Source organism: Nioella sp. (assembly GCF_964229645.1).
GTDB lineage: Bacteria > Pseudomonadota > Alphaproteobacteria > Rhodobacterales > Rhodobacteraceae > Nioella.
Window position 1 is genome coordinate 1 of the sequence record NZ_CAXREX010000101.1, and the last position, 20185, is coordinate 20185.

Sequence of the window (20185 nt, forward strand, 5' to 3'; positions counted from 1 at the left end):
ATCAGAACGAAGGGGTGTTGGGTCAGCAGCACCGCCACCCGGTCCCCGCGCGTGATGCCCTGCGCAGCCAGCGCCACCGCCAGCCCGTCCGAGGCGCGCTTGACCTGGCCATAGGTCCAAGCCTGCCGCGATCCGTCCGCGCCCACATGGATGATCGCCACCTGATCGGGGCGTTCCCGCGCCCAGCTATCGCAGCAAAGCTCGGCGATGTTCATTTTCTCGGGAATGCTCCAGCGAAAGCTGTCCTGAAGCGTCTGCCACCGGGCCTCGGCCCGGAAAATCTGCCTGTTCATGTCAGCCGCCGGCGATGACGGTCAGCGTGGCCAGATCCGTCAGGCCAAGCCCCAGGGCCTGCATGGCCGCGACCGAGATCCGGCTGCCAGAACCCGCCGCCCCGCCACTCGGGATCAGGGTCACGTCGATCCGGTTGCCGTTCTCGGCAACAAGGGTGCCCGCTGTCTCGGCCGAGACCAGCGGCGTTTCCAGCCAGAGGCCGGGCCGCGTGGGGTCTCCAAGGCTCGCGATGGTGGTTCCCAGGCTGCCCGAGGCGGCGCTCGGCGCCGGGGCCTCGGCCTCTTCCCCTGTGGCCGCCTCGACCGCCTCCTCCTCTGCCACCTCTTCGGCAACAGCGGGCGGCGGCACGTCGCTGGCATCATTGCCACGGAAGCGATCCATGAAGCCAAGGGGGCGGAAGCCGCTGTCGCAACCGGCGACGGCAAGCACGAGCGAAAGGGCCAGAAGGGCGCGAAGCGATTGGGTCATGGGTGGAATCCTAGGCGCAAATTTCGCCCCTATCAACGCTTGCCGCGCCAGCCCGCGCAAACTACGTTCTGACCATGAACACGCCCGCCCCCCTGATAGATCCCTTCGCCCGCGCCATCAGCTACCTGCGCGTGTCGGTCACGGACCGCTGCGATTTCCGCTGCGTCTACTGCATGGCCGAGAACATGACCTTCCTGCCGAAGAAAGAGCTTCTGACGCTGGAGGAACTTGACCGGATGTGTTCGACCTTCATCCGGCTCGGCGTGAAGAAGCTGCGCATCACCGGGGGCGAACCCCTGGTGCGCAAGGGGATCATGACCTTCTTCAATGCGATGACCCGGCACCTGGAAAGCGGCGCGCTGGACGAGTTGACGCTGACCACCAATGGCAGCCAGCTGGCCCGCTTCGCCGATCAGCTTTATGCGGCGGGCGTGCGGCGGGTGAATGTCTCGCTCGACACGCTCGACGACAGGAAATTCGCCGACATCACCCGGTGGGGCCGCCTGCCGCAGGTGCTGCAAGGTATCGACGCGGCCCAGAAGGCGGGCCTGCGCATCAAGATCAACGCGGTGGCGCTGAAGGGCTTCAACGAGGATGAGCTGTTCACCATCCAGGACTGGTGCGCCTCGCGCGACATGGACCTGACCTGGATCGAGGTGATGCCCATGGGCGATCTCGGCAACGAGGACCGGCTGGACCAATACTGGAGCCTCAAGGACCTGCGCGCGCGCCTGGCCGAACGCTTCACGCTGACCGACCTGGCCGAGCGCAGCGGCGGCCCCGCCCGCTACGTCAAGATCGAAGAGACCGGCCAGAAGATCGGCTTCATCACGCCGCTCACGCATAATTTCTGCGAAAGCTGCAACCGCGTGCGCCTGACCTGCACGGGCGAGCTTTACATGTGCCTTGGGCAGGAAGACATGGCCGACCTGCGCGCGCCCCTGCGCGCGTCACAGGACAATGCCGTTCTGGAAGAGGCCATTCGCGCGGCCATCGCGCTCAAGCCCAAGGGCCATGATTTCGACTATTCGCGGCAGGAGGTGGCGGGGCAAATGACCCGCCACATGAGCCACACGGGCGGCTGATCAGCCCGGCTTGCGCGCGATGAGGTCGATCAGGGCAGATCGCCCGGAATGACCTTTTCCCTCTGAAATGTCGCGTTCATAGGCCTCCAGCCGTTCGATCTGCCAGTCCCCGAAACCCGTGCGCAGGATCTCGGGCGTGTACATATGCGCCGGGTCGCCCGGCCCGCCGGTGCCAAGCGCCACCTGCTCGGGCGTGTAGCCATGCAGCATCAGGACCCCGCCGGGGGCAACCGCGCGCCTCAGATCGTCGAATTGCTGCACCCGTGCAGCGGGGTTGGCGAACTGGATGAAGATCGCGCTGACCAGGTCGTATTGCCCTTCGGTCCAGTCCCACTCCTCCCATGTCGAGACGTGGAAATCGACCACGACCCCTTTGGCTGCGGCCAGCGCGCGGGCCCGCGCGACCGCCGTGGGGGCCATGTCGAAGGCCGAGACCTCCAGCCCTTTCTCTGCAAGGAAAACGGAATTTCGCCCCTCGCCATCGGCCACCGACAAGGCCCGAAGGCCGGGCGTCAGCCAGCGGGCATTGTCGGCCAGGAAGGCTGCGGGGGCGACCCCGAACAGGTAGTCGCCCGCCGCGCGGTAGCGGTCTTCCCACATACGCGTCAGGCTGCCGGCATGCGACGCTCGACGATCTCGGCCCACCAGCTGCACCCGGCCGGAATCGTCTCGTCGTTGAAGTTGTATTCGGGGTGATGGACCGAGGCGCTGTCGCCATTGCCCACGAGGATATAGGCGCCGGGACGCTCTTCCAGCATGAAGGCGAAATCCTCGCCCCCCATGACCAGCGGCGCCTCTTCACAATCGCCCGACACGGCCTTGGCCACTTCCACGGCAAACTCGGTCTGCTCGGGATGGTTGACCATGACCGGGTAATTGCGCTGGTAGCGCACCTCGGCGCTGCCGCCCATGGCGGCGCAGACCTGCTCGGCAATCGCGGTCAGCCGCGACTCCGCAAGATCGCGCATTTCGGGCGACATGGTGCGCACGGTCCCCTTCAGATGCACGCTTTGCGGGATCACGTTGAACGCCTTCGAACTGCTCTCGATCGAGGTGACCGAGACCACGATGTTTTCCACCGGGTCGGCGTTGCGGCTGGCGATGGTCTGCAACATGGTCACCACCTGGGCCGCCGTCACGGTCGGATCGATGGTTTCCTGCGGCTTCGCCCCGTGGCCGCCGCGCCCGTTCACGGTGACCTCGAACACGTCCGTGGCCGCGAAGAAAGCCCCTGACCGGATCGCGAAACTGCCCACGGGTTTGCCGGGCCAGTTATGCATTCCGTAGACCTCCTGGATGTTCCAGCGGTCCATCATGCCGTCGTCGCACATCTCCTTGCCGCCGCCGCCGCCTTCTTCGGCAGGCTGGAAGATGACCACAACATTGCCATCGAAATTGCGCGTCTCAGCGAGGTATTTCGCAGCCCCCAGCAACATCGCCGTGTGCCCGTCATGACCGCAGGCATGCATGGCATTGGGCGTCTTCGAGGCATAGGGCAGCCCGGTTTCCTCGTTCATCGGCAGCGCATCCATGTCGGCGCGCAGACCGATTACCTTGCCGCTGCTGTCGGATTTGCCCTTGATGACACCGACAACGCCGGTGCGCCCGATGCCGGTCACGATCTCGTCGCAGCCGAATTCCTTAAGCTTCTCGGCCACGAGGGCAGAGGTCCGGTGGGTTTCGAACAGGATTTCGGGATTCTCATGGATGTCGCGCCGCCATTCGGTGATCTCGGGCAGCAGTTCCGCGAAGCGGTTCTTGACGGGCATTCTCTCTCTCCAGTTTCGGTCTATTGCGCCGGCATGCGGCGTTCGACGAGCTCGGCGAAGAAGCTGCACCCGGCAGGGATCGCGTCGTCGTCGAAAACATAGGCGGGGTGGTGGCACATGGCCGTGTCGCCATTGCCAAGGAAGATATAGGCGCCGGGGCGTTCTTCCAGCATGTAGGCGAAATCTTCCGACGGCATGATCGGATCGACATCGTCGATGACCCGGCCCGCGACGGCAGCGGCGGCGGCCGCCGCATGGCGGGTTTCCTCCTCGTGGTTGATCGTGGCCGGGTAGCCCGGCGTCCAGATCACCTCTGCCGTTGCGCCAAAGGCGTCAGCGGTGGATTGCGCCACCTGGCGCACCCGCTCTTCCGCCATGGTGCGATATTCGGGATCGAGCGTGCGCACGGTGCCGTTCAGCCGCGCGGTATGGGCAATGACGTTGGAGGCCGTGCTGTCGGTTTCGAACGTGCCCACGGTCAGCACCACCCGCTTGATCGGGTCCACGTTGCGCGACACGATGGAATGGAGCGAGACCACGATCTGCGAGGCGACCAGCGTCGTGTCCACGGCCATGTGCGGCGCTGCGGCATGGCCGCCCTTGCCGGTCACGACAATCTCGAACTCATCGGATGAGGCCAGCAGCGCCCCGGGCCGGATCGCGAACTCACCCGTGGGCAGGCCTGGCATGTTGTGCAGGCCATAGACCTCCTGGATGCCCCACCGGTCCATCAACCCATCCTCGCACATGGCCTTGCCGCCCGCGCCGCCTTCCTCGGCGGGCTGGAAGATCAGCACCACGGTGCCATCGAAATTCCGCGTCTCGGCCAGGTATTTCGCGGTCCCGAGCAGGATCGAGGTGTGCCCGTCATGACCACAGGCATGCATCTTGCCCGGAACGGTCGAGGCATAGTCCACCCCCGATGCCTCGTGGATCGGCAGCGCGTCCATGTCGGCGCGAAGTCCGATCACCCGGCCCTTGGTGTCGGTCTTTCCCTTGATGACGGCCACCACCCCCGTCTTGCCGATGCCCGGCGTGATGTCGGTCACGCCAATCTCTTTCAGCCGGTCCACGACGAAGGCGGCGGTTTCATGCACCTCGTACATCAGTTCGGGGTGCTGGTGCAGGTGACGGCGCCACCCCGCGATCTCGGGCTGCATCTCGGCAAGGCTGTTCTTCACGGGCATGGCGCGGTCTCCTTCCTGTCAGGCGGGCATTCGTCGTTCGACGAGTTCGGCGAAGAAGCTGCACCCGAAGGGGATCGCCTCGTCGTTGAAATTATATTCGGGGTGGTGAACCTTCTTGGTGTCGCCATTGCCGACATTGATGAAGGCCCCGGGGCGGGCGCGCAGCATGTAGCTGAAATCCTCGGCCCCCATGCGCGGCGGGCGGCCATAGCGCACGCGGGTTTCGCCCGCCACCGCGCGGGCCACCTCGGCGGCGATCTCGGCGTTTTCCTCGTGATTCACGGTCACGGGGTAGCCACGTTCGTAATGGATCTCGGCAGTGCAGCCATAGGCGGCGGCGGTGGCGTTCACGATCTCGATGATGCGCACCTCGGCCATGTCGCGCACCTCTTCATCGAGCGTGCGGATCGTGCCCGCCAGCCGCACCGAATCGTCGATCACGTTGGTTGCCGCGCTTTCGGTGTTCATCACGCAGATCGACACCACGACGGACTTGATCGGGTCCACGTTGCGGCTGGCCACGGTTTGCAGCGCCATGACGGTGGCGCAGGCCGCGGGAACCGGGTCGATCACGTTATGGGGCTGCGCGGCATGGCCGCCGCGCCCGCGAATGGTGATCTCGATCTCGTCGGCGGCGGCCATGATCGGGCCGGGGCTGACGCCGAACTCGCCCACGGGCAGGCCCGGTTCGTTGTGCATCCCGTAGACTTCCTGAATGCCCCACCGTTCCATCATGCCATCGTCGACCATGGCCTTGCCGCCGGCCCCGCCTTCCTCGGCGGGCTGGAAGATGAGCACCACGGTGCCATCGAAATTGCGCGTCTCAGCAAGGTATTTCGCGGCCCCAAGCAGCATCGCCGTATGCCCGTCATGGCCGCAGGCATGCATCTTTCCGGCCGTCTTGGAGGCATAGGGCAGCCCGGTTTTTTCATCCATCGGCAACGCGTCCATGTCGGCGCGCAGCCCGATCACCCGGCCCTTGCTGTCGGACTTGCCCTTGATGACGCCGATCACCCCGGACCGGCCCACGCCTGGCACCACCTCGTCACAGCCAAAGGCCCTAAGCTTGTCCTCGACCAATGCCGTGGTGCGGGGAAGGTCATAGAGAATCTCAGGGTTCTCATGCAGGTCCCGCCGCCACTCGGTGATCTCGGGCAGAAGTTCGGCAAGACGATTCTTCACGGGCATTTGCTCAAGTCCTTACCAAAGCAATGAAGGGGTCAGGCGAAACCTGACCGATTGTTCAAATTCCGGCAAGAGGCCGATCCGCCAAACTGCCGGGTCGTCGCGTCAGATGTCCGGCCCCAGAGCGATGGCCGAGCCGTCCGAGAACCGCGACAGCCGGAAGCGCGACAGGTCGTGACCGACATCCTCACCCGCGATCATCGAAGCCATCACCCGCCCGAAGCCGGGCCCGATCCCGAAGCCGTGACCACACATGCCGGTGCAGATCGACAGGCCCGGCAGGCTGTCGGCGCGGTCCACCACGGGCACGATATCGGGCATCGTGTCGATCATGCCCGCCCAGGCCAGCGCGCCCTCGACCCGGCCAAGCGCGGGAAACTCCCGTTCGAAGCCACGCAGCAGACGGGCTACCGTCTTGCGGTGCGGCGCGGGGTTCAGAACGCGCATCCGCTCGAACGGCGTTTCATCCACGTCGCGCCAGACACGCGGGGTGGACCAGCCGTCGGGATAGCCGCGCGGCGCGGTCGGGTGATAGACCCGGCCCCAGGGATCGCGGCGCAATTGAGGGATGTATTTCGGCACGTGGCGGAACGCGTCCCAGCCCAGGAAGATCTCGTGGAATCCCCCGTTGGCGAGCGTATAGCCGCCATCGTCGCGCCTGCGGAACGCAAGGCTTTGCCCCGTCGCGCCGCCGCCATGCACCTCGGGCAGCGCCTTGGTGGCCACGACCGTGGCCTTGACCGACAATTGCGGGATGCGGATGCCATGCTGGCGCAGCAGCAGGGACGACCACGCGCCCCCCGCGACCACCACTTCGGGCGCGCGGATACGGCCCTGTTCGGTGATGACGCCCGCGACCCGGCCGCCCTCCACGTCCACCAGCCGCGCGGCGCAGTGTTCCACGATCACCGCGCCCTTGCGCACCGCGGCGCGCGCCAGCGCCGGGACCGCGATCCAGGGCTCGGCCTTCATGTCGCTGGCCGTATGAAGTGCTCCCGCCCAACGGGTTCGCCCGCCGGGCAGCAAGGCGGCGGTTTCGCCCGCGCTCAGTAACCGACTGTCGACGCCCGATCCCGCGACCGCATCGAGCCAGCCCTGGAAGCCCGCCAGTTCGGCCTCGCTTTCGGCTAGGTAAGTCAGCCCGCATTGCCTGAGGCCCAGGTCCTCGCCCACCTCAACGGCCAGATCGCGCCAGAGCCGGTTTGCCTCCATCATGATCGGCAGTTCGGCGGGGTCGCGGCCCTGCTGGCGGACCCAGCCCCAGTTGCGACTGCTTTGTTCCGCCGCAACCCGGCCCTTTTCCACGAGAACGGGGCGCAGGCCCCTGTCGGCAACGTAATAGGCCGTCATCACCCCAATGACGCCGCCCCCGATGACCACCACATCCGCCGTCTCGGGCAGCGGTCCGGCATGTTCCACGGGCCGGTGCAAGCCAAGCGGGAAGACGGTCATTGGCAGAGCGTCTCCAGCAGCCGATCCATGAAGCGCCCACCCGCTTCGAACTGTTCCACGGTGATGTATTCGTCGGGCTGGTGGGCCTGGGCGATGTCGCCGGGGCCACAGACGACGGCGGAATAGCCCCCGTCCTGGAATTGGCCCGCCTCGGTGCCGTAGCTGACCACATGGGTGGCGTTGTCGCCGGTCAGACGGCGCACAAGCTCTTCTGCTGCTCCGTTTTCCTCGGGCTTCAGCCCCGGAACATCCCACCGTCGATCAATCGCGATGAAGCAGGAGGGATGCACCTTCTGCATCTCCGCTTCCAGTCGGCGCACCTCGGCTTCGTAGCGCGCGCCCCAATCGTCCATCGATTCCCCCGGCACGCATCGGAACGACATGACGAAATTGCAGTCTTTGGCGGTGATGTTATGCGCGGTGCCACCTTCGATGATTCCGACATGCAGCGTCGTGAAGGGCGGGTCGAATAGCGCGTCAGCCCCCTGGGGCACCTTGGCGCGGTTCTCATCGTTCATCCTGTTGGCCCAGTCGATCAGCTTCGCGCCCTCCATGATCGCGGACACACCCCGGTCGATCAGCGAACTGTGCACCTCGAAGCCGCGCAAGTGGGTGTCATAGCCGATTCCCCCCTTATGGCCCGTGACCACCTGCATCATCGTGGGCTCTCCGATGATGGCCAGCGCCGCCTTGGGCAGCGTGCCTTGCATGTGCCGGATCATCGGCGGCGCGCCGGTGCAGCCGATTTCCTCGTCGCGCGAAAGGCAAACCTGCAAGGGGCGCTTGAGAGGCATCTTCGCAGCCTTCGCCGCTGCCGCAAGCGCCAGCGCGTCGAAGCCCTTCATGTCGCAGCAGCCACGCCCGAACAGCTTGCCGTCCTTCTCGACCACGGTGAACGGGTCGGTGGACCAGGCCTGGCCGTCAACCGGCACAACGTCGGTATGGCCCGACAGAATGACACCGCCCTCGATGTCCGGGCCGATATGGGCATAGAGGTTCGCCTTGGTGCCCTCGGCATTCATTTCCCGAAAGCAGCGCGCCCCGATCCCGGTCAGGAACGCCTCGGCCCAATCCACGAGCTCCAGGTTGGAATCCCTGCTAACTGTTGGAAAGGAAACAAGTTTTTCCAAAAGGTATCGGGCATCGGTCGGTTGAGTCATGGCAAGGTCCTGGATTATCTGGGGCGAAGCCTGTTCAGCCCATGCCCGGGCGTCAAGCCCATCCACGACATCTGCACAAATTTTGCCCGCATGGTCAAAAACGAACGTCAGGTCAGCTTCAAACCGCTTGCGGGGGGGAAATTTCCTGATACCGTTACCGCTAATTCAGCACCCGCTCGCCAGAAGCGGGGCATAGTCCAACCGGTGAGGAGCGTCGCGCGATGCTTGATGGGGCCCAGCCCTCTGTCCTTGACGTCAAGGACCTCAAAACCGTCTTCAAAACCCGGCGCGGCGAAGTCCATGCTGTCAATAACGTGAGCTTTCACCTCAAGGCAGGTGAACTTCTCGGCGTTGTCGGGGAAAGCGGTTCTGGAAAATCCGTGACAATGATGTCGCTCATCGGCCTGCTGCCCTCGCCCCCCGCGATGGTGTCCGGCGGCCCCGTGATGTTCGAGGGTCAGAACCTTCTGACCGCGACCGATGATCAGCTGCGCGCCGTGCGCGGGGCCCGCATCGGCTTCGTGTTCCAGGACCCGATGACCTCGCTCAACCCGGTCTTCACGGTGGGCTTTCAGCTGATGGAGCCGCTGCGCAAGCACATGGGCATGAACAAGTCCCGTGCGCGCGCCCGCGCGGTCGAGCTTCTGCAACTGGTGGGCATCCCGGATGCGGAGCGCCGCCTGAAGGATTACCCGCACCAGTTTTCCGGCGGCATGCGCCAGCGCGTGATGATCGCCATCGCGCTGGCCTGCGACCCCAAGGTGCTGATCGCGGATGAGCCCACGACGGCGCTCGACGTGACGATCCAGGCGCAGATCCTGGAATTGATGAAGGACCTGCGCGACAAGCTCGGCATGGCCGTGGTCTGGATCACCCACGACCTTGGCGTGATTGCCGGCATCGCCGACCGCGTCCTGGTGATGTATGGCGGCCAGGTGGTCGAGCACGCCCCGGTGCGAGAGCTCTTCGCCCACCCCAAGCATCCCTATACCCGCGCGCTTCTGGAAACCGTGCCCTCGGTGACGGGGGAACGCTCGGACCGGCTGGAGGTCATCCAGGGCCAGCCGCCGATCCTGCGCGCCAACCCGTCGGCCTGCCCCTTCCGCGATCGCTGCGGCAACGCGTTCGACCGCTGCGCCCGCGAAAACCCTGCCCGGATCCCCGTGGGGTCGGGCCATGACGTGGCCTGTTTCTGGGATCCCGATACCGGAGGTGCCCGCGATGTTTGACGGAAACCCCGATCGCAAGGTGCTGGTCTCGGTCTCGGGGCTGAAGATGTATTTCCCCATCCACACCGGCGTGCTGCGCCGCCATACCGGCGACGTGAAAGCCGTGGATGACGTCAGCTTCGACATCATCGAGGGCGAAACGCTCGGCCTCGTGGGAGAATCGGGCTGCGGCAAGTCCACCTGCGGGCGCGCTGTGCTGCGCCTTTACGATCCGACAGCAGGCTCGATCCGCGTTGATGGGCAGGAGATTTCGCAGACATCGCAAAGCGCGCTGCGCAGAATGCGGCCGGTCATGCAGATGGTCTTCCAGGATCCGCAGGCCAGCCTCAACCCGCGCATGACGGTGGCCGACATCATCGGCGAACCGCTGCTGGAACACACCCGGAAATCCAAGGCCGAGCGGTTGGACCGCATCTACGAGCTGATGGATGCCGTGGGGCTCAACCGCGATTTCGCCAACCGCTACCCGCACGAATTTTCCGGTGGCCAGCGCCAGCGCATCGGCATTGCCCGCGCCCTGGCGCTCAACCCCAAGTTCATCGTCTGCGACGAACCGATCGCGGCGCTCGACGTGTCGATCCAGGCGCAGGTGGTGAACCTGCTGGAGGACCTGCAGGAACAGTTCGGGCTGACCTATCTCTTCATCAGCCACGATCTTAGCATGGTGCGCCACATCGCCGACCGCGTGGCGGTGATGTATCTGGGCAAGATCGTCGAGCTTGCCCCCCGCGACGGGCTCTATGGCGACCCGAAACATCCCTATACCGAGGCGCTCCTGTCGGCCGTGCCCGAGCCCGATCCGACCGCCCACGACACCGCCCAGAGGGTTATTCTTCAAGGCGACGTGCCCAGCCCCTCGAACCCGCCAAAGGGCTGCAACTTCTGCACGCGCTGCCCGAAGGTCATGGATATCTGCCGGCAGACAGACCCGGAGTTCCGCGAAGTGGAACCGGGCCGCTTCGTCGCCTGCCACCTGTATAATTGAACGAGACCGCCGAAGAACGGCGGCGCAAACGAGGTCACAAGAGCCAAAAGGACCAACAAGGAGAGACTGACAATGAAGTTAAGACATCTCATGCTAGGGGCCGCGGCGGCATTCGCCCTGTCCCCGGCGGCGGCCCTCGCCGAGCGTGGCGAAGATGGCCAGCTGAACATTATCTACTGGCAAGCGCCCTCGACGCTGAACCCGTATCTTTCGGGCGGCACCAAGGAAGTCGAATCCGCCTCGCTGGTGCTGGAATCCATGGCCCGCTTCGACGAGAACGGCGAACTGACGCCCTTCATGGCCGAAAGCATCCCGACGCTGGAAAACGGCGGCGTGGCCGAGGACCTGACCTCGATCACCTGGACCCTCCGCGAAGGTCTGCTGTGGTCTGACGGCACCCCCGTGACGTCGGCGGACGCCGTCTTCACCTGGGAATACTGCACCCATCCCGACATGGGCTGCGCACAGGCCAGCTACTTCGACGGCGTGGAAAGCGTGGAAGCAGTCGACGAACGCACCGTTCGCGTGAACTTCGCCGCTCCCAAGCCCTTCCCCTACACCGCCTTCGTCGGCTCCGAGAGCCCGATCATCCAGGCCGCACAGTTCGCTGACTGCCTTGGCGCCGCCGCGCCCGAGTGCACCGAAGCCAACTTCGGCCCGATCGGCACCGGCCCGTTCGTCGTGGAAGATTTCCGCCCGAACGACGTGATCACCTTCGTGGCCAACGAAAACTACCGCAACCCCGACCAGCCGGCCTTCGCCCGCGTGGTGTTCAAGGGCGGCGGCGACGCGGCTTCGGCAGCGCGCTCGGTCCTGGAAACCGGTGAATTCGACTACGCCTGGAACCTCCAGATCGACCCGACCCTTCTGGCCGAGATGGAATCCAACGGCATCGGTACCGTCGTGACCGCGTTCGGCACCTCGGTTGAACGCCTGATGATCAACCAGTTCAACCCCGATCCGGCGCTCGGCGATGCCCGCTCGACCGCCGCAGCCGGTCCGCACCCGTTCCTGACCCACCCGGCCGTCGGCCAGGCCATGTCCATGGCCATCGACCGCGCGCTGCTGGTGGAAATCGGCTACGGCGCCGGTGGCCAGCCCACCTGTAACGTGCTGCCCGCACCGCCGCTCTACGCGTCGACCGCCAACGATTCCTGCCTGACGCAGGACATCGCGGGTGCCAACGCGCTGCTCGACGAAGCCGGCATCCTCGACACCGATGGCGATGGCGTGCGTGAACTGGACGGCGTGCCGCTGCGCGTTCTCTACCAGACCTCGACCAACGCCGTCCGTCAGGACACCCAGGCGCTGATCAAGCAGTGGTGGAGCGAGATCGGCATCGACGCCGAACTGCGCAACATCGACGCCTCCGTGTTCTTCGGTGGGGACCCGGCATCGCCCGACACCTACCAGAAGTTCTACGCAGACGTGGAAATGTACACCAACAACTTCTCGGGCGTGGACCCGGAAGCCTACATGGCCAACTGGCGCTGCTCGGAAATCCCGAGCCCCGACACCCAGTGGCAGGGCTCCAACGTCCAGCGTTTCTGCTCGGAAGAGTATGACGCGCTCGTCACCGAGATGAGCCAGACCGCCGAGCTCGAAGAGCGTGGTCGCCTGGCGCGCGAGATGAACGACATGCTGGTTCAGAACTGGACCATGATCCCGCTCATCCACCGTGGTGGCGTCTCGGCCCATGCCAACACCCTTGGCGGCGTCCGCATGTCGGACTGGGATTCCGAGCTGTGGAACATCGCGGAATGGCATCGCATCGACTGATCGCGATCTGACACGTAAAGGTGCACCCCCCGGGTTTCGGGGGGTGCGCCACCCTCACTTACGCACATCACCAGACTTCTGAACCGAGGCGCCCGCCCATGCTGACTTTCACGATCCGTCGCTTGCTCATGGCAATCCCGACGCTTCTGTTCATCAGTCTGATCATCTTCCTGATCCTCGACCTGGCCCCGTCCGATCCAACAGCGCAGCTGCCACTGACGATCCCGCCCGAGGTCCGGGCGGAAATCCGGGCCTCGCTCGGCCTGGATGAGCCCATTCACATCCGCTTCCTGCTCTGGTTGCAGCAGTTCTTCGTCAACGAACCGCTGAACCTGATCGAGCAATGGACCGGCCTGACCATCGGCGACGGCGACCGCACCCGCGTGATCTCGTGGCAGACCCGCAGCCCGGTGGTTGATATCATCGCCCAGCGCATGCCCCAGACCCTCTGGGTGGTCGGCACCGCCTACCTGGTCGGCATCCTCATCGCCCTGCCCATCGGCATCTACTCGGCCTATCGCCAGTATTCGATCTTCGACCAGGCCGGGACGTTCATCACAATGGTGGGCTTCTCGATCCCCCCCTTCTTCTCGGGCGTCCTCGTGATCGTGATCTTCGCCGTGAACCTGGGCTGGTTTCCTTCGGTCTACGACACGACGCACCAGGTGGTGGACTGGGATACATTCCTCGTGCAGCTCCGGCAGATGATCCTTCCTGTCATGGTGCTGGCGCTTCAGATCACCAGCCAGATCAGCCGCTTCATGCGCGCCTCGATGCTGGACAACCTTACCCAGGACTACGTGCGCACCGCCCGCGCCAAGGGCCTGACCGAAAGCGTCGTGGTCATGGTCCACGTGCTGCGCAATTCGATGATCCCGGTGGTCACGGTGATCGCGCTCGGCGTGCCGCAGGTCTTCGGCGGCGCCATCATCACCGAGCAGGTCTTCAAGGTGAATGGCCTGGGGCACCTGCTGATCGGCGCCATCCAGGGCGGCGACATCCCGACCGTCCAGACGCTGACCTTCATCTTCGCGGTGCTCATCGTTCTGTTTAACCTGATCGCCGACGTGCTCTATGGCATTCTTGACCCGAGGATCCGCTATGACTGACGCACCCTCCACCACCAGCATCGCAGCGGAGACCTACCAGAAGCCCCGCAACCAGTGGTGGGATGTCTGGGACCAGTTCAAGACCCACAAGGGGGCGCTCATCGGCGCAGCCTTCTTCATCTTCGTGCTGCTCTTCGTCTACCTCGGGCCGCTCTTCTGGACGATCGACCCGCAATATATCGACATCCGTGCCCGCAACCAGGGCCCTTCGCTGGCCCATCCCATGGGGGCAGACCAGCTTGGACGCGACATGCTCGCGCGCATCATCGCCGGCGGTCAGACCTCGATCGCCGTGGGGCTGACGGCCATGCTGCTTTCGCTCATCGTGGGCACGCTGGTGGGCGTGCTCGCAGGCTACTTCAAGCGCCTCGATGGCATCCTGATGCGCCTGACGGACCTTTTCCTCGCGCTGCCGCTCCTGCCGCTCCTGCTGGTCATCATCATGCTCTTCCGCGACCCGCTGCGCGCCGCTTTCGGGCCAGAGCAGGGTATCTTCATCCTGATCGTCTTCGTGATCGGCATCACCAGCTGGATGCAGACCGCCCGGATCGTGCGCGGCGATGTGCTGGCGCTCAAGGAACGCGAGTTCGTGCTCGCCGCCCGCTCGATCGGCACTCCGCCGCATCGCATGATCGTGCGCCACATCCTGCCCAACGTGCTCTCGCCCATCATGGTCTCGGCCACGCTCGGCATCGCCAACGCGATCATCACCGAAAGCGCGCTGTCCTTCCTCGGCCTGGGGTTCCCGTCTGACTTTCCGACCTGGGGGCGGCTCCTCTTCGACGGAACCGACTGGCTGCAAAGAAACCCCGAGCGGGTGATCTGGCCCGGCCTCGCCATCTCGCTCACCGTGCTCAGCGTGAACTATATCGGTGACGGGCTGCGCGACGCGCTCGACCCGCGCATCCGCGGTCGCTGATCACGCATAGGCTTCATTGTTCCGAAAATATCCCGGGGGGTCCGGGGGGCAGCGCCCCCCGGCATTTTCCGCGGCGGAAAATGATCCGCGGTCCGTCACGGATCGCGCGGGTCGCCGCCGAAGGCGGCGAAACGCAAGGACCTCAGGCCAGCCAGGCCGCGTAATCGGACACCAGCAGGTGATCGGGTGGCACGTCTTCCTCGATCTCGGCAAATCGGCCGATGGGCTCCCGGAACCAGTTGTCGGTCTCGTCATCATTCACCGTCGAGACCTCCCCGATCAGCACATCGCCGCCCTCGCCCCAGAAGGCATGCCAGTCGCCGGGCATCAGCGTGATGCTCTCGCCGGGCTGGAACAGCAGCACCTCGCCAGGCCCGTAGCGCCGGGCGATCCCGTCACACAGCACCGTTCCGCCCGCGCTCTCGTCGAAACTGCCATCGGGGGCCGAGCCATATAGCTCGATCGCCATGGTCGCCCCGCCCCGGTTGATGATGTCCTCGGCCTTCAGGTAATGCCGATGCATCGGGCTCAGCTGGTCCTTGCGGGAAATCAGCAGCTTCTCCGCGTAGCACATGCCGCCCCCGCGCTTGAGATCCGCCTGGCGGCCATTGCGCAGGGTAAAGAGAAACAGGCCCAACTCGTCGAAGCGCCCCTGCCCATAATCGGTGATATCCCATCCCATGCGGCCCGAGACGATCCCCTCGATCTCGCGCCGCCGGGCGCGCATCTCCTCTGGGGTCCAATAGGCAAAGGGCGGCAGGGCGAAGCCGAAAGAGCGCATGAAGCCATCGGCCTCGGCCATGATTGCATTGATCTCGGAGCGTTTCATCAGCGCCATCCTTCCGGTTGTCCTGCCAGGTCTCATGCCCGCCGAAACCTGTTCCCGCAATCGGTTTCGGCGCAGGCCGTTTGACGCCGCGCCGGTCTTGCCCCTAAGGTCATCTACCGACGGTTGCATGACAAGGGGGGAAACCATGCTGATCGTTCTCAAGATCATTCACATGTTCGGCCTGTTCGCAGGCGGTGCGGCGGGGATCGGCAACGGCCTGCTGCTGAAAAAGGTCATCGACTCCAAGGCCCCGCCTCCGCCGATGGTCGCCCAGACCATGGGCATCATCGGCAAGATCGGCTTTGCCGCCGTCATCCTGCTCTGGCTTTCGGGCCTCGGCATGTCGGCCCTGTCCTACGAGATCGGCGCGCTCGACTGGACCTACTGGGTCAAGCTTCTCGGCGCGACACTGGTCCTCGTGCCGGTCTCGATGATGACCGCCATCGCCCTCAAGGCCGAGCGCAGCGGCACGCCGCCCGACCTTCAGCGCATGAAGCGCCTGTCGTCCATCGCCCGGGCCGGGGTGGGCATCGCCATCATCTTCGGTGTGCTCGCCTTCAACTGAGACGGTGAAGGCAAAACCCCCGCCCGGTGTCACCCGGGCGGGGGCTGTCCTCCCCTCGGACGTTGGCCGTCCTCTCAGGCTGCGCTGTCTTTCTCTTCTTCGGAAAAGACACCACGCTCGATCTGCTCGGCCTCGATCGACTCGAAGAGCGCCTTGAAATTCCCCTCGCCGAAGCCGTCATCGCCTTTGCGCTGGATGAACTCGAAGAAGATCGGCCCGATCACGGTGCGCGAGAAGATCTGCAACAGGATCCGGGTCTCGCCCCCGTCGACGACGCCTTCGCCGTCGATCAGGATGCCATGCTTCATCATCTTGTCCTTCGGCTCGTCATGGCCGGCGACGCGGGTGTAGGACTGGTCGTAATAGGTCTCGTTCGGGCCGGGCATGAACTTGATGCCATTGCCCGCGATCAAATCGGTCGAGGCATAGATATCCTCGGTGCCCACGGCGATATGCTGGATGCCCTCGCCATTGTAGCGCTTGAGGTATTCGACGATCTGCCCCTTCTCGCCCCGGTCCTCGTTGATCGGGATACGGATGCGCCCGCAGGGCGAGGTCAGCGCGCGGCTGAACAGCCCGGTGAACTTGCCCTCGATATCGAAGAAGCGGATTTCCTTGAAGTTGAACAGATCCCCGTAGAAACGGAACCAGACATCCATGTTGCCCTTGTGGACATTGTGGGTCAGGTGATCGAGGTAATAGAAGCCCGCGCCCGCCGGATAGGCGTTGTCGACCCAGTCGAATTCCTCGTTATAGGGCGAGGTCTTCCAATACTGGTCGGTGAAATAGATCAGGCTGCCGCCGATCCCCTTGATCGCGGGCCAGTCGAGCGTCTTGTCCGCGCCGACATAGGGCTCGGCCCCCTTGGAAATCGCGTGTTCATAGGCGTGCTGCGCATCCACCACGCGCCAGCCCATCGCGGGTGCGCAGGGGCCGTGCTGCTCGGCGAAGCGCGCGGCAAAGCTGCCCGGTTCGGCGTTCAGGAGGTAGGACACATCGCCCTGCTGCCAAAGCTCCACCGCCTTGGTCTTGTGGGTCGCGGTGTGCCGAAAGCCCATCTTGGCGAAGAGATCGCGCAGGACCTGCGGCTCGGGATGGGCGAATTCGACGAATTCGAACCCGTCGGTGCCGGCGGGGTTGTCTGCGGAAATCGTGGCGCGCGGGGCGTCATGCGGGAAAGGGCCCATGGCGTTTCCTCCTGGTCTGGTGTTCGCTTGCCACGAGAATACCGCGCCAGACCCGCGCATTTTGCGCGAAGTGATTGCTCAGAACCTTGATTCATGCGACTATTTCACGAATTAAGCAAATATTTCGCGGAATTCACGCACCATGCTGGACGATACCGATCGACGCCTCCTGCAAGCGATTCAGGACAACGCGCAGCTGACCGCGCAGGAACTGGGCGAGCGGCTCAATCTCTCGGCCAGCCAGGCGGGCCGCAGGCGGCAGCGGCTGGAACAGGCTGGCATCGTGACCGGTGCCCGCGCCGTGGTGTCGCCCGAAGGGCTGGGGCTGGGCGTGCAGGCCTTCGTGCAGGTGCAGATGGGCACGCATGAGCCCGACAAGGTGCGCGGCTTCACCCGCACGATCGCAACGCGGCCCGAAATCGTGTCGGCCTGGACCCTGACGGGCGAGGCCGATTACCTGCTGCGAGTCTACTGCACCGACCTGGGGGCGCTCCATCGCCTGATCCACGAGGTGATCCTGCCCATCCCCGCCGTCGCCCGGGTGCAGAGCCAGATCGTCATGGACCAGCAAAAACCCGACGCACCGCTGCCGACCTGACATCCTGTCCGGTTGCCAAGGCCAAGCATTCCCGCGATGCTGCAAATGCGAACAATCGGGACCACGCCAGTATGGACAGCATCCTTTTCGAGGCCACGCTCTACCTCGCCGCGATGGTGATCGCGGTGCCGCTTTCGGTCCGGCTCGGGCTCGGATCGGTGCTGGGATACCTGATGGCGGGCGTCGCGCTTGGCCCGATCCTGCAACAGACCGGGGCCGACCCCCATGACCTTCAGCATTTCGCCGAATTCGGCGTTGTCATGATGCTGTTCCTGATCGGGCTGGAGCTGAACCCGCGCGGCCTGTGGGAAATGCGCGACAAGCTCCTGGGCCTGGGTGGCGGGCAGATCCTGCTCTCGACCGTGGTGATCGGCGGCGGGGCGCTATGGCTGGGGCTGGCCTGGCAGCAGGCGCTGGCGGTGGGGCTGATCTTTGCCCTTTCCTCGACCGCGATCGTGCTTCAGACCCTGACCGAGAAGAAGCTGCTGCGCACCACGGGCGGGCGCTCCGCCTTCTCGGTTCTGCTGACCCAGGACATTGCCGTCATCCCGATGCTGGCGCTGATGCCGCTTCTGGCCACGGTGCCGCCCGCGCAGTTTTCGCCCGATGGCTCGATCCAGCGCCCGGGCCTGGAGCTTGCCGCCGACACCGGCATGTCGCTGGTCGAGGGCCTGCCCGCCTGGGGGGTGACACTGATCACGCTAGCGGCCGTGGCGGCGGTGATCGTGGGCGGCCAGTTCCTGACCCGACCGCTGTTCCAGTTCATCCACATGGCCCGGCTTCGGGAAATCTATACCGCCGTGGCCCTGGTCATCATTGTGGGGATCGCCTTCCTGATGGTGCTGGTGGGCCTCTCGCCCGCCCTTGGGGCCTTCATCGCGGGCGTCGTTCTGGCAAACTCGGAATTCAAGCACGAGCTTGAGGCCAACGTCGAACCCTTCAAGGGGCTTCTCCTGGGCCTGTTCTTCATCACCGTGGGGGCGAGCATCCATTTCGAAGTGCTCTGGTCGCATCTCTTCACCATCATCAGCCTGACGCTGGCGGTGATGATCTCCAAGGGGCTTATCCTCTACGTGATCGGACGCATCTACGGGCTGCGCGGCCGCGACCAGTGGCTCTTCACGCTCAGCCTCGCACAGGCGGGCGAATTCGGCTTCGTGCTGATCTCCTACGCCGTGGGCCAGCATGTGCTGCCCGCGCAGGTGGCCGAGATCCTGCTCCTGGTCGTGGCCCTGTCGATGCTGCTGACGCCGCTCTTCTTCATCCTCTACGACCTGCTCTCGCGGCTCATCAAGGACGCGGTCGAAGATGGTCCCGCCCCCGACGACATCGACAGCCAGGAAAGCATCATCATCGCGGGCACCGGGCGCTTCGGGCAGGTGGTGAACCGGATGCTGCAACTGTCGGGCTTCAAGACCGTGGTGCTTGACGCCGACCTCGCCACCATCCAGTTGCTGCGCCGCTTCGGCATTCACGGCTATTTCGGCGATCCGACCCGCCCCGAACTGCTGCACGCGGCGGGGCTCGATCATGCCCGGGTGCTGGTGGTGGCGATGGACGGAAAGGAGGACGTGCTCAAGCTCGTGCGCTATGCCCGCAGCAAACGCCCCGACATCCATATCGTGGCACGCGCCTATGACCGGGTGCATACCTACGAGCTCTACCAGGCCGGGGCTAATGACATCGTGCGCGAGATGTTCGACAGCTCGCTGCGCGCCGGGCGCTACGTGCTGGAAAACATGGGGCTCTCGGAATACGAGGCGCATGAAATGGAAATGGCCTTCTACCGCCATGACCGGCACACGCTGCGCGAACTGGCCGAGCTATGGCAGCCCGGCGTGCCGCTGGCGGAAAACGAGGCCTATGTCGCCAAGTCCCGCGAGTTGAACAACGTGCTGGAAACAGCCATCGCGACCCAGATCGAGGACGCCGCCCTGCCCGAAGAAGACGAGGAGGAGGAGGACGGCGCGCAAGCCTGAGCCGCACGGCAGGGCGCCCGCACGCGGGCGCACCCGCCCGGTGTCAGCCGTCGGAAACCCCCGCCTCCGCGAAGGTCGCCATGCCGGAATGGCAGGCAATCGCGCCTTTCAGCACGTTGATTGCCAGCGCCGCGCCCGACCCTTCGCCGAGCCGCATGCCAAGGGCGAGCATTGGCTCCTTGCCAAGCTCTTGCAGCATCCGCGCGTGGGCGGCCTCTGCCGAAACATGACCCGCCACCGCGTGATCGAGCGCGCCGGGCACCGCCCGCGCCAGCGTGGCGGCTGCCGCCGTGCAGATAAAGCCGTCAAGGATCACCGGGATGCGCAGAACGCGCGCCCGCGCGATGGCCCCGGCCATGCCCGCCAGTTCCCGGCCACCGAGGCAGCGCAGCGCCTCCAGCGGGTC

The 20185-nt window shown here is 65.0% G+C and carries 20 protein-coding genes; 9 read left to right on the forward strand and 11 right to left on the reverse strand.

The annotated features are described in order from the left end of the window. On the reverse strand, window positions 1–293 hold a 293-nt coding region (locus tag ACEQXV_RS06875), incomplete at its 3' end, for an AMP-binding protein (RefSeq protein WP_370268459.1). Between the two features lies 1 nt (window position 294). Next, window positions 295–762 (reverse strand): hypothetical protein, encoded by a 468-nt coding sequence (locus ACEQXV_RS06880; protein WP_370268460.1) that lies wholly within the window; start codon window positions 760–762, stop codon window positions 295–297. Window positions 763–836: 74 nt separating this feature from the next. Here ACEQXV_RS06880 and moaA point away from each other — a divergent pair, with 74 nt between their 5' ends. Further along, entirely contained in the window at window positions 837–1847 is a 1011-nt protein-coding gene (gene moaA, locus ACEQXV_RS06885) for a GTP 3',8-cyclase MoaA (protein ID WP_370268461.1), read from the forward strand. Here moaA and ACEQXV_RS06890 read toward each other — a convergent pair whose 3' ends face one another. The 6 genes from ACEQXV_RS06890 to argE form a co-directional block, all read right to left on the reverse strand. Further along, on the reverse strand, window positions 1848–2492 hold the full coding sequence (locus tag ACEQXV_RS06890; RefSeq protein ID WP_372525396.1) for a class I SAM-dependent methyltransferase: 645 nt from the start codon (window positions 2490–2492) through the stop codon (window positions 1848–1850). Continuing rightward, a complete protein-coding gene (locus tag ACEQXV_RS06895; RefSeq protein ID WP_370268462.1) occupies window positions 2453–3616 on the reverse strand; it encodes a M20 aminoacylase family protein in 1164 nt (387 codons plus the stop codon). The genes ACEQXV_RS06890 and ACEQXV_RS06895 overlap by 40 nt, the downstream gene beginning before the upstream one ends. Window positions 3617–3636: 20 nt before the next feature. After that, on the reverse strand, window positions 3637–4803 hold the full coding sequence (locus ACEQXV_RS06900; RefSeq protein ID WP_370268464.1) for a M20 aminoacylase family protein: 1167 nt from the start codon (window positions 4801–4803) through the stop codon (window positions 3637–3639). Between the two features lie 18 nt (window positions 4804–4821). Further along, window positions 4822–5991, reverse strand: coding sequence for a M20 aminoacylase family protein (locus ACEQXV_RS06905; protein WP_370254189.1), 1170 nt, complete (start codon window positions 5989–5991; stop codon window positions 4822–4824). 102 nt (window positions 5992–6093) lie between these two features. Beyond that, a complete protein-coding gene (locus ACEQXV_RS06910) occupies window positions 6094–7440 on the reverse strand; it encodes an NAD(P)/FAD-dependent oxidoreductase (RefSeq protein WP_370268466.1) in 1347 nt (448 codons plus the stop codon). After that, window positions 7437–8600: an acetylornithine deacetylase gene (argE, locus tag ACEQXV_RS06915; RefSeq protein WP_370254192.1), complete on the reverse strand. Its 1164-nt coding sequence runs from the start codon at window positions 8598–8600 to the stop codon at window positions 7437–7439. The genes ACEQXV_RS06910 and argE overlap by 4 nt, the downstream gene beginning before the upstream one ends. A gap of 221 nt (window positions 8601–8821) precedes the next feature. Between argE and ACEQXV_RS06920 the strand changes: the two genes are divergently transcribed. From ACEQXV_RS06920 to ACEQXV_RS06940, 5 genes are all read left to right on the forward strand, one after another. Next, window positions 8822–9829, forward strand: coding sequence for an ABC transporter ATP-binding protein (locus ACEQXV_RS06920; protein WP_370254193.1), 1008 nt, complete (start codon window positions 8822–8824; stop codon window positions 9827–9829). After that, window positions 9822–10814 (forward strand): ABC transporter ATP-binding protein, encoded by a 993-nt coding sequence (locus tag ACEQXV_RS06925; protein ID WP_370254194.1) that lies wholly within the window; start codon window positions 9822–9824, stop codon window positions 10812–10814. Before ACEQXV_RS06920 ends, ACEQXV_RS06925 begins: the two co-directional genes overlap by 8 nt. A 72-nt stretch (window positions 10815–10886) precedes the next feature. Further along, on the forward strand, window positions 10887–12593 hold the full coding sequence (locus tag ACEQXV_RS06930) for a peptide ABC transporter substrate-binding protein (protein ID WP_370268468.1): 1707 nt from the start codon (window positions 10887–10889) through the stop codon (window positions 12591–12593). 98 nt (window positions 12594–12691) lie between these two features. Next, complete coding sequence (locus tag ACEQXV_RS06935; protein ID WP_370254197.1) at window positions 12692–13702, forward strand: ABC transporter permease; 1011 nt, start codon at window positions 12692–12694, stop codon at window positions 13700–13702. Further along, window positions 13695–14621, forward strand: coding sequence for an ABC transporter permease (locus tag ACEQXV_RS06940; protein WP_370268469.1), 927 nt, complete (start codon window positions 13695–13697; stop codon window positions 14619–14621). The genes ACEQXV_RS06935 and ACEQXV_RS06940 overlap by 8 nt, the downstream gene beginning before the upstream one ends. 142 nt (window positions 14622–14763) lie before the next feature. Here ACEQXV_RS06940 and ACEQXV_RS06945 read toward each other — a convergent pair whose 3' ends face one another. Continuing rightward, window positions 14764–15450 (reverse strand): D-lyxose/D-mannose family sugar isomerase, encoded by a 687-nt coding sequence (locus ACEQXV_RS06945; protein WP_370268470.1) that lies wholly within the window; start codon window positions 15448–15450, stop codon window positions 14764–14766. 145 nt (window positions 15451–15595) lie between these two features. Between ACEQXV_RS06945 and ACEQXV_RS06950 the strand changes: the two genes are divergently transcribed. Next, window positions 15596–16015, forward strand: coding sequence for a hypothetical protein (locus ACEQXV_RS06950; protein ID WP_370255341.1), 420 nt, complete (start codon window positions 15596–15598; stop codon window positions 16013–16015). A gap of 74 nt (window positions 16016–16089) precedes the next feature. On the opposite strand, the gene hppD is transcribed toward ACEQXV_RS06950, so the two are convergent. Continuing rightward, window positions 16090–17202, reverse strand: coding sequence for a 4-hydroxyphenylpyruvate dioxygenase (hppD, locus tag ACEQXV_RS06955; RefSeq protein ID WP_370255340.1), 1113 nt, complete (start codon window positions 17200–17202; stop codon window positions 16090–16092). Between the two features lie 142 nt (window positions 17203–17344). Here hppD and ACEQXV_RS06960 point away from each other — a divergent pair, with 142 nt between their 5' ends. Together ACEQXV_RS06960 and ACEQXV_RS06965 are read left to right on the forward strand one after the other, a co-directional pair. Beyond that, window positions 17345–17800, forward strand: coding sequence for an Lrp/AsnC family transcriptional regulator (locus ACEQXV_RS06960; RefSeq protein ID WP_370255339.1), 456 nt, complete (start codon window positions 17345–17347; stop codon window positions 17798–17800). A 71-nt stretch (window positions 17801–17871) separates the two neighbouring features. Further along, window positions 17872–19779, forward strand: a complete 1908-nt coding sequence (locus ACEQXV_RS06965) for a monovalent cation:proton antiporter-2 (CPA2) family protein (RefSeq protein ID WP_370255337.1) — start codon at window positions 17872–17874, stop codon at window positions 19777–19779. A gap of 43 nt (window positions 19780–19822) precedes the next feature. Here the strand turns inward: ACEQXV_RS06965 and ACEQXV_RS06970 are convergent. Then, a partial coding sequence (locus ACEQXV_RS06970) for a nicotinate-nucleotide--dimethylbenzimidazole phosphoribosyltransferase (RefSeq protein WP_370255336.1) occupies window positions 19823–20185 on the reverse strand: 363 nt, incomplete at its 5' end.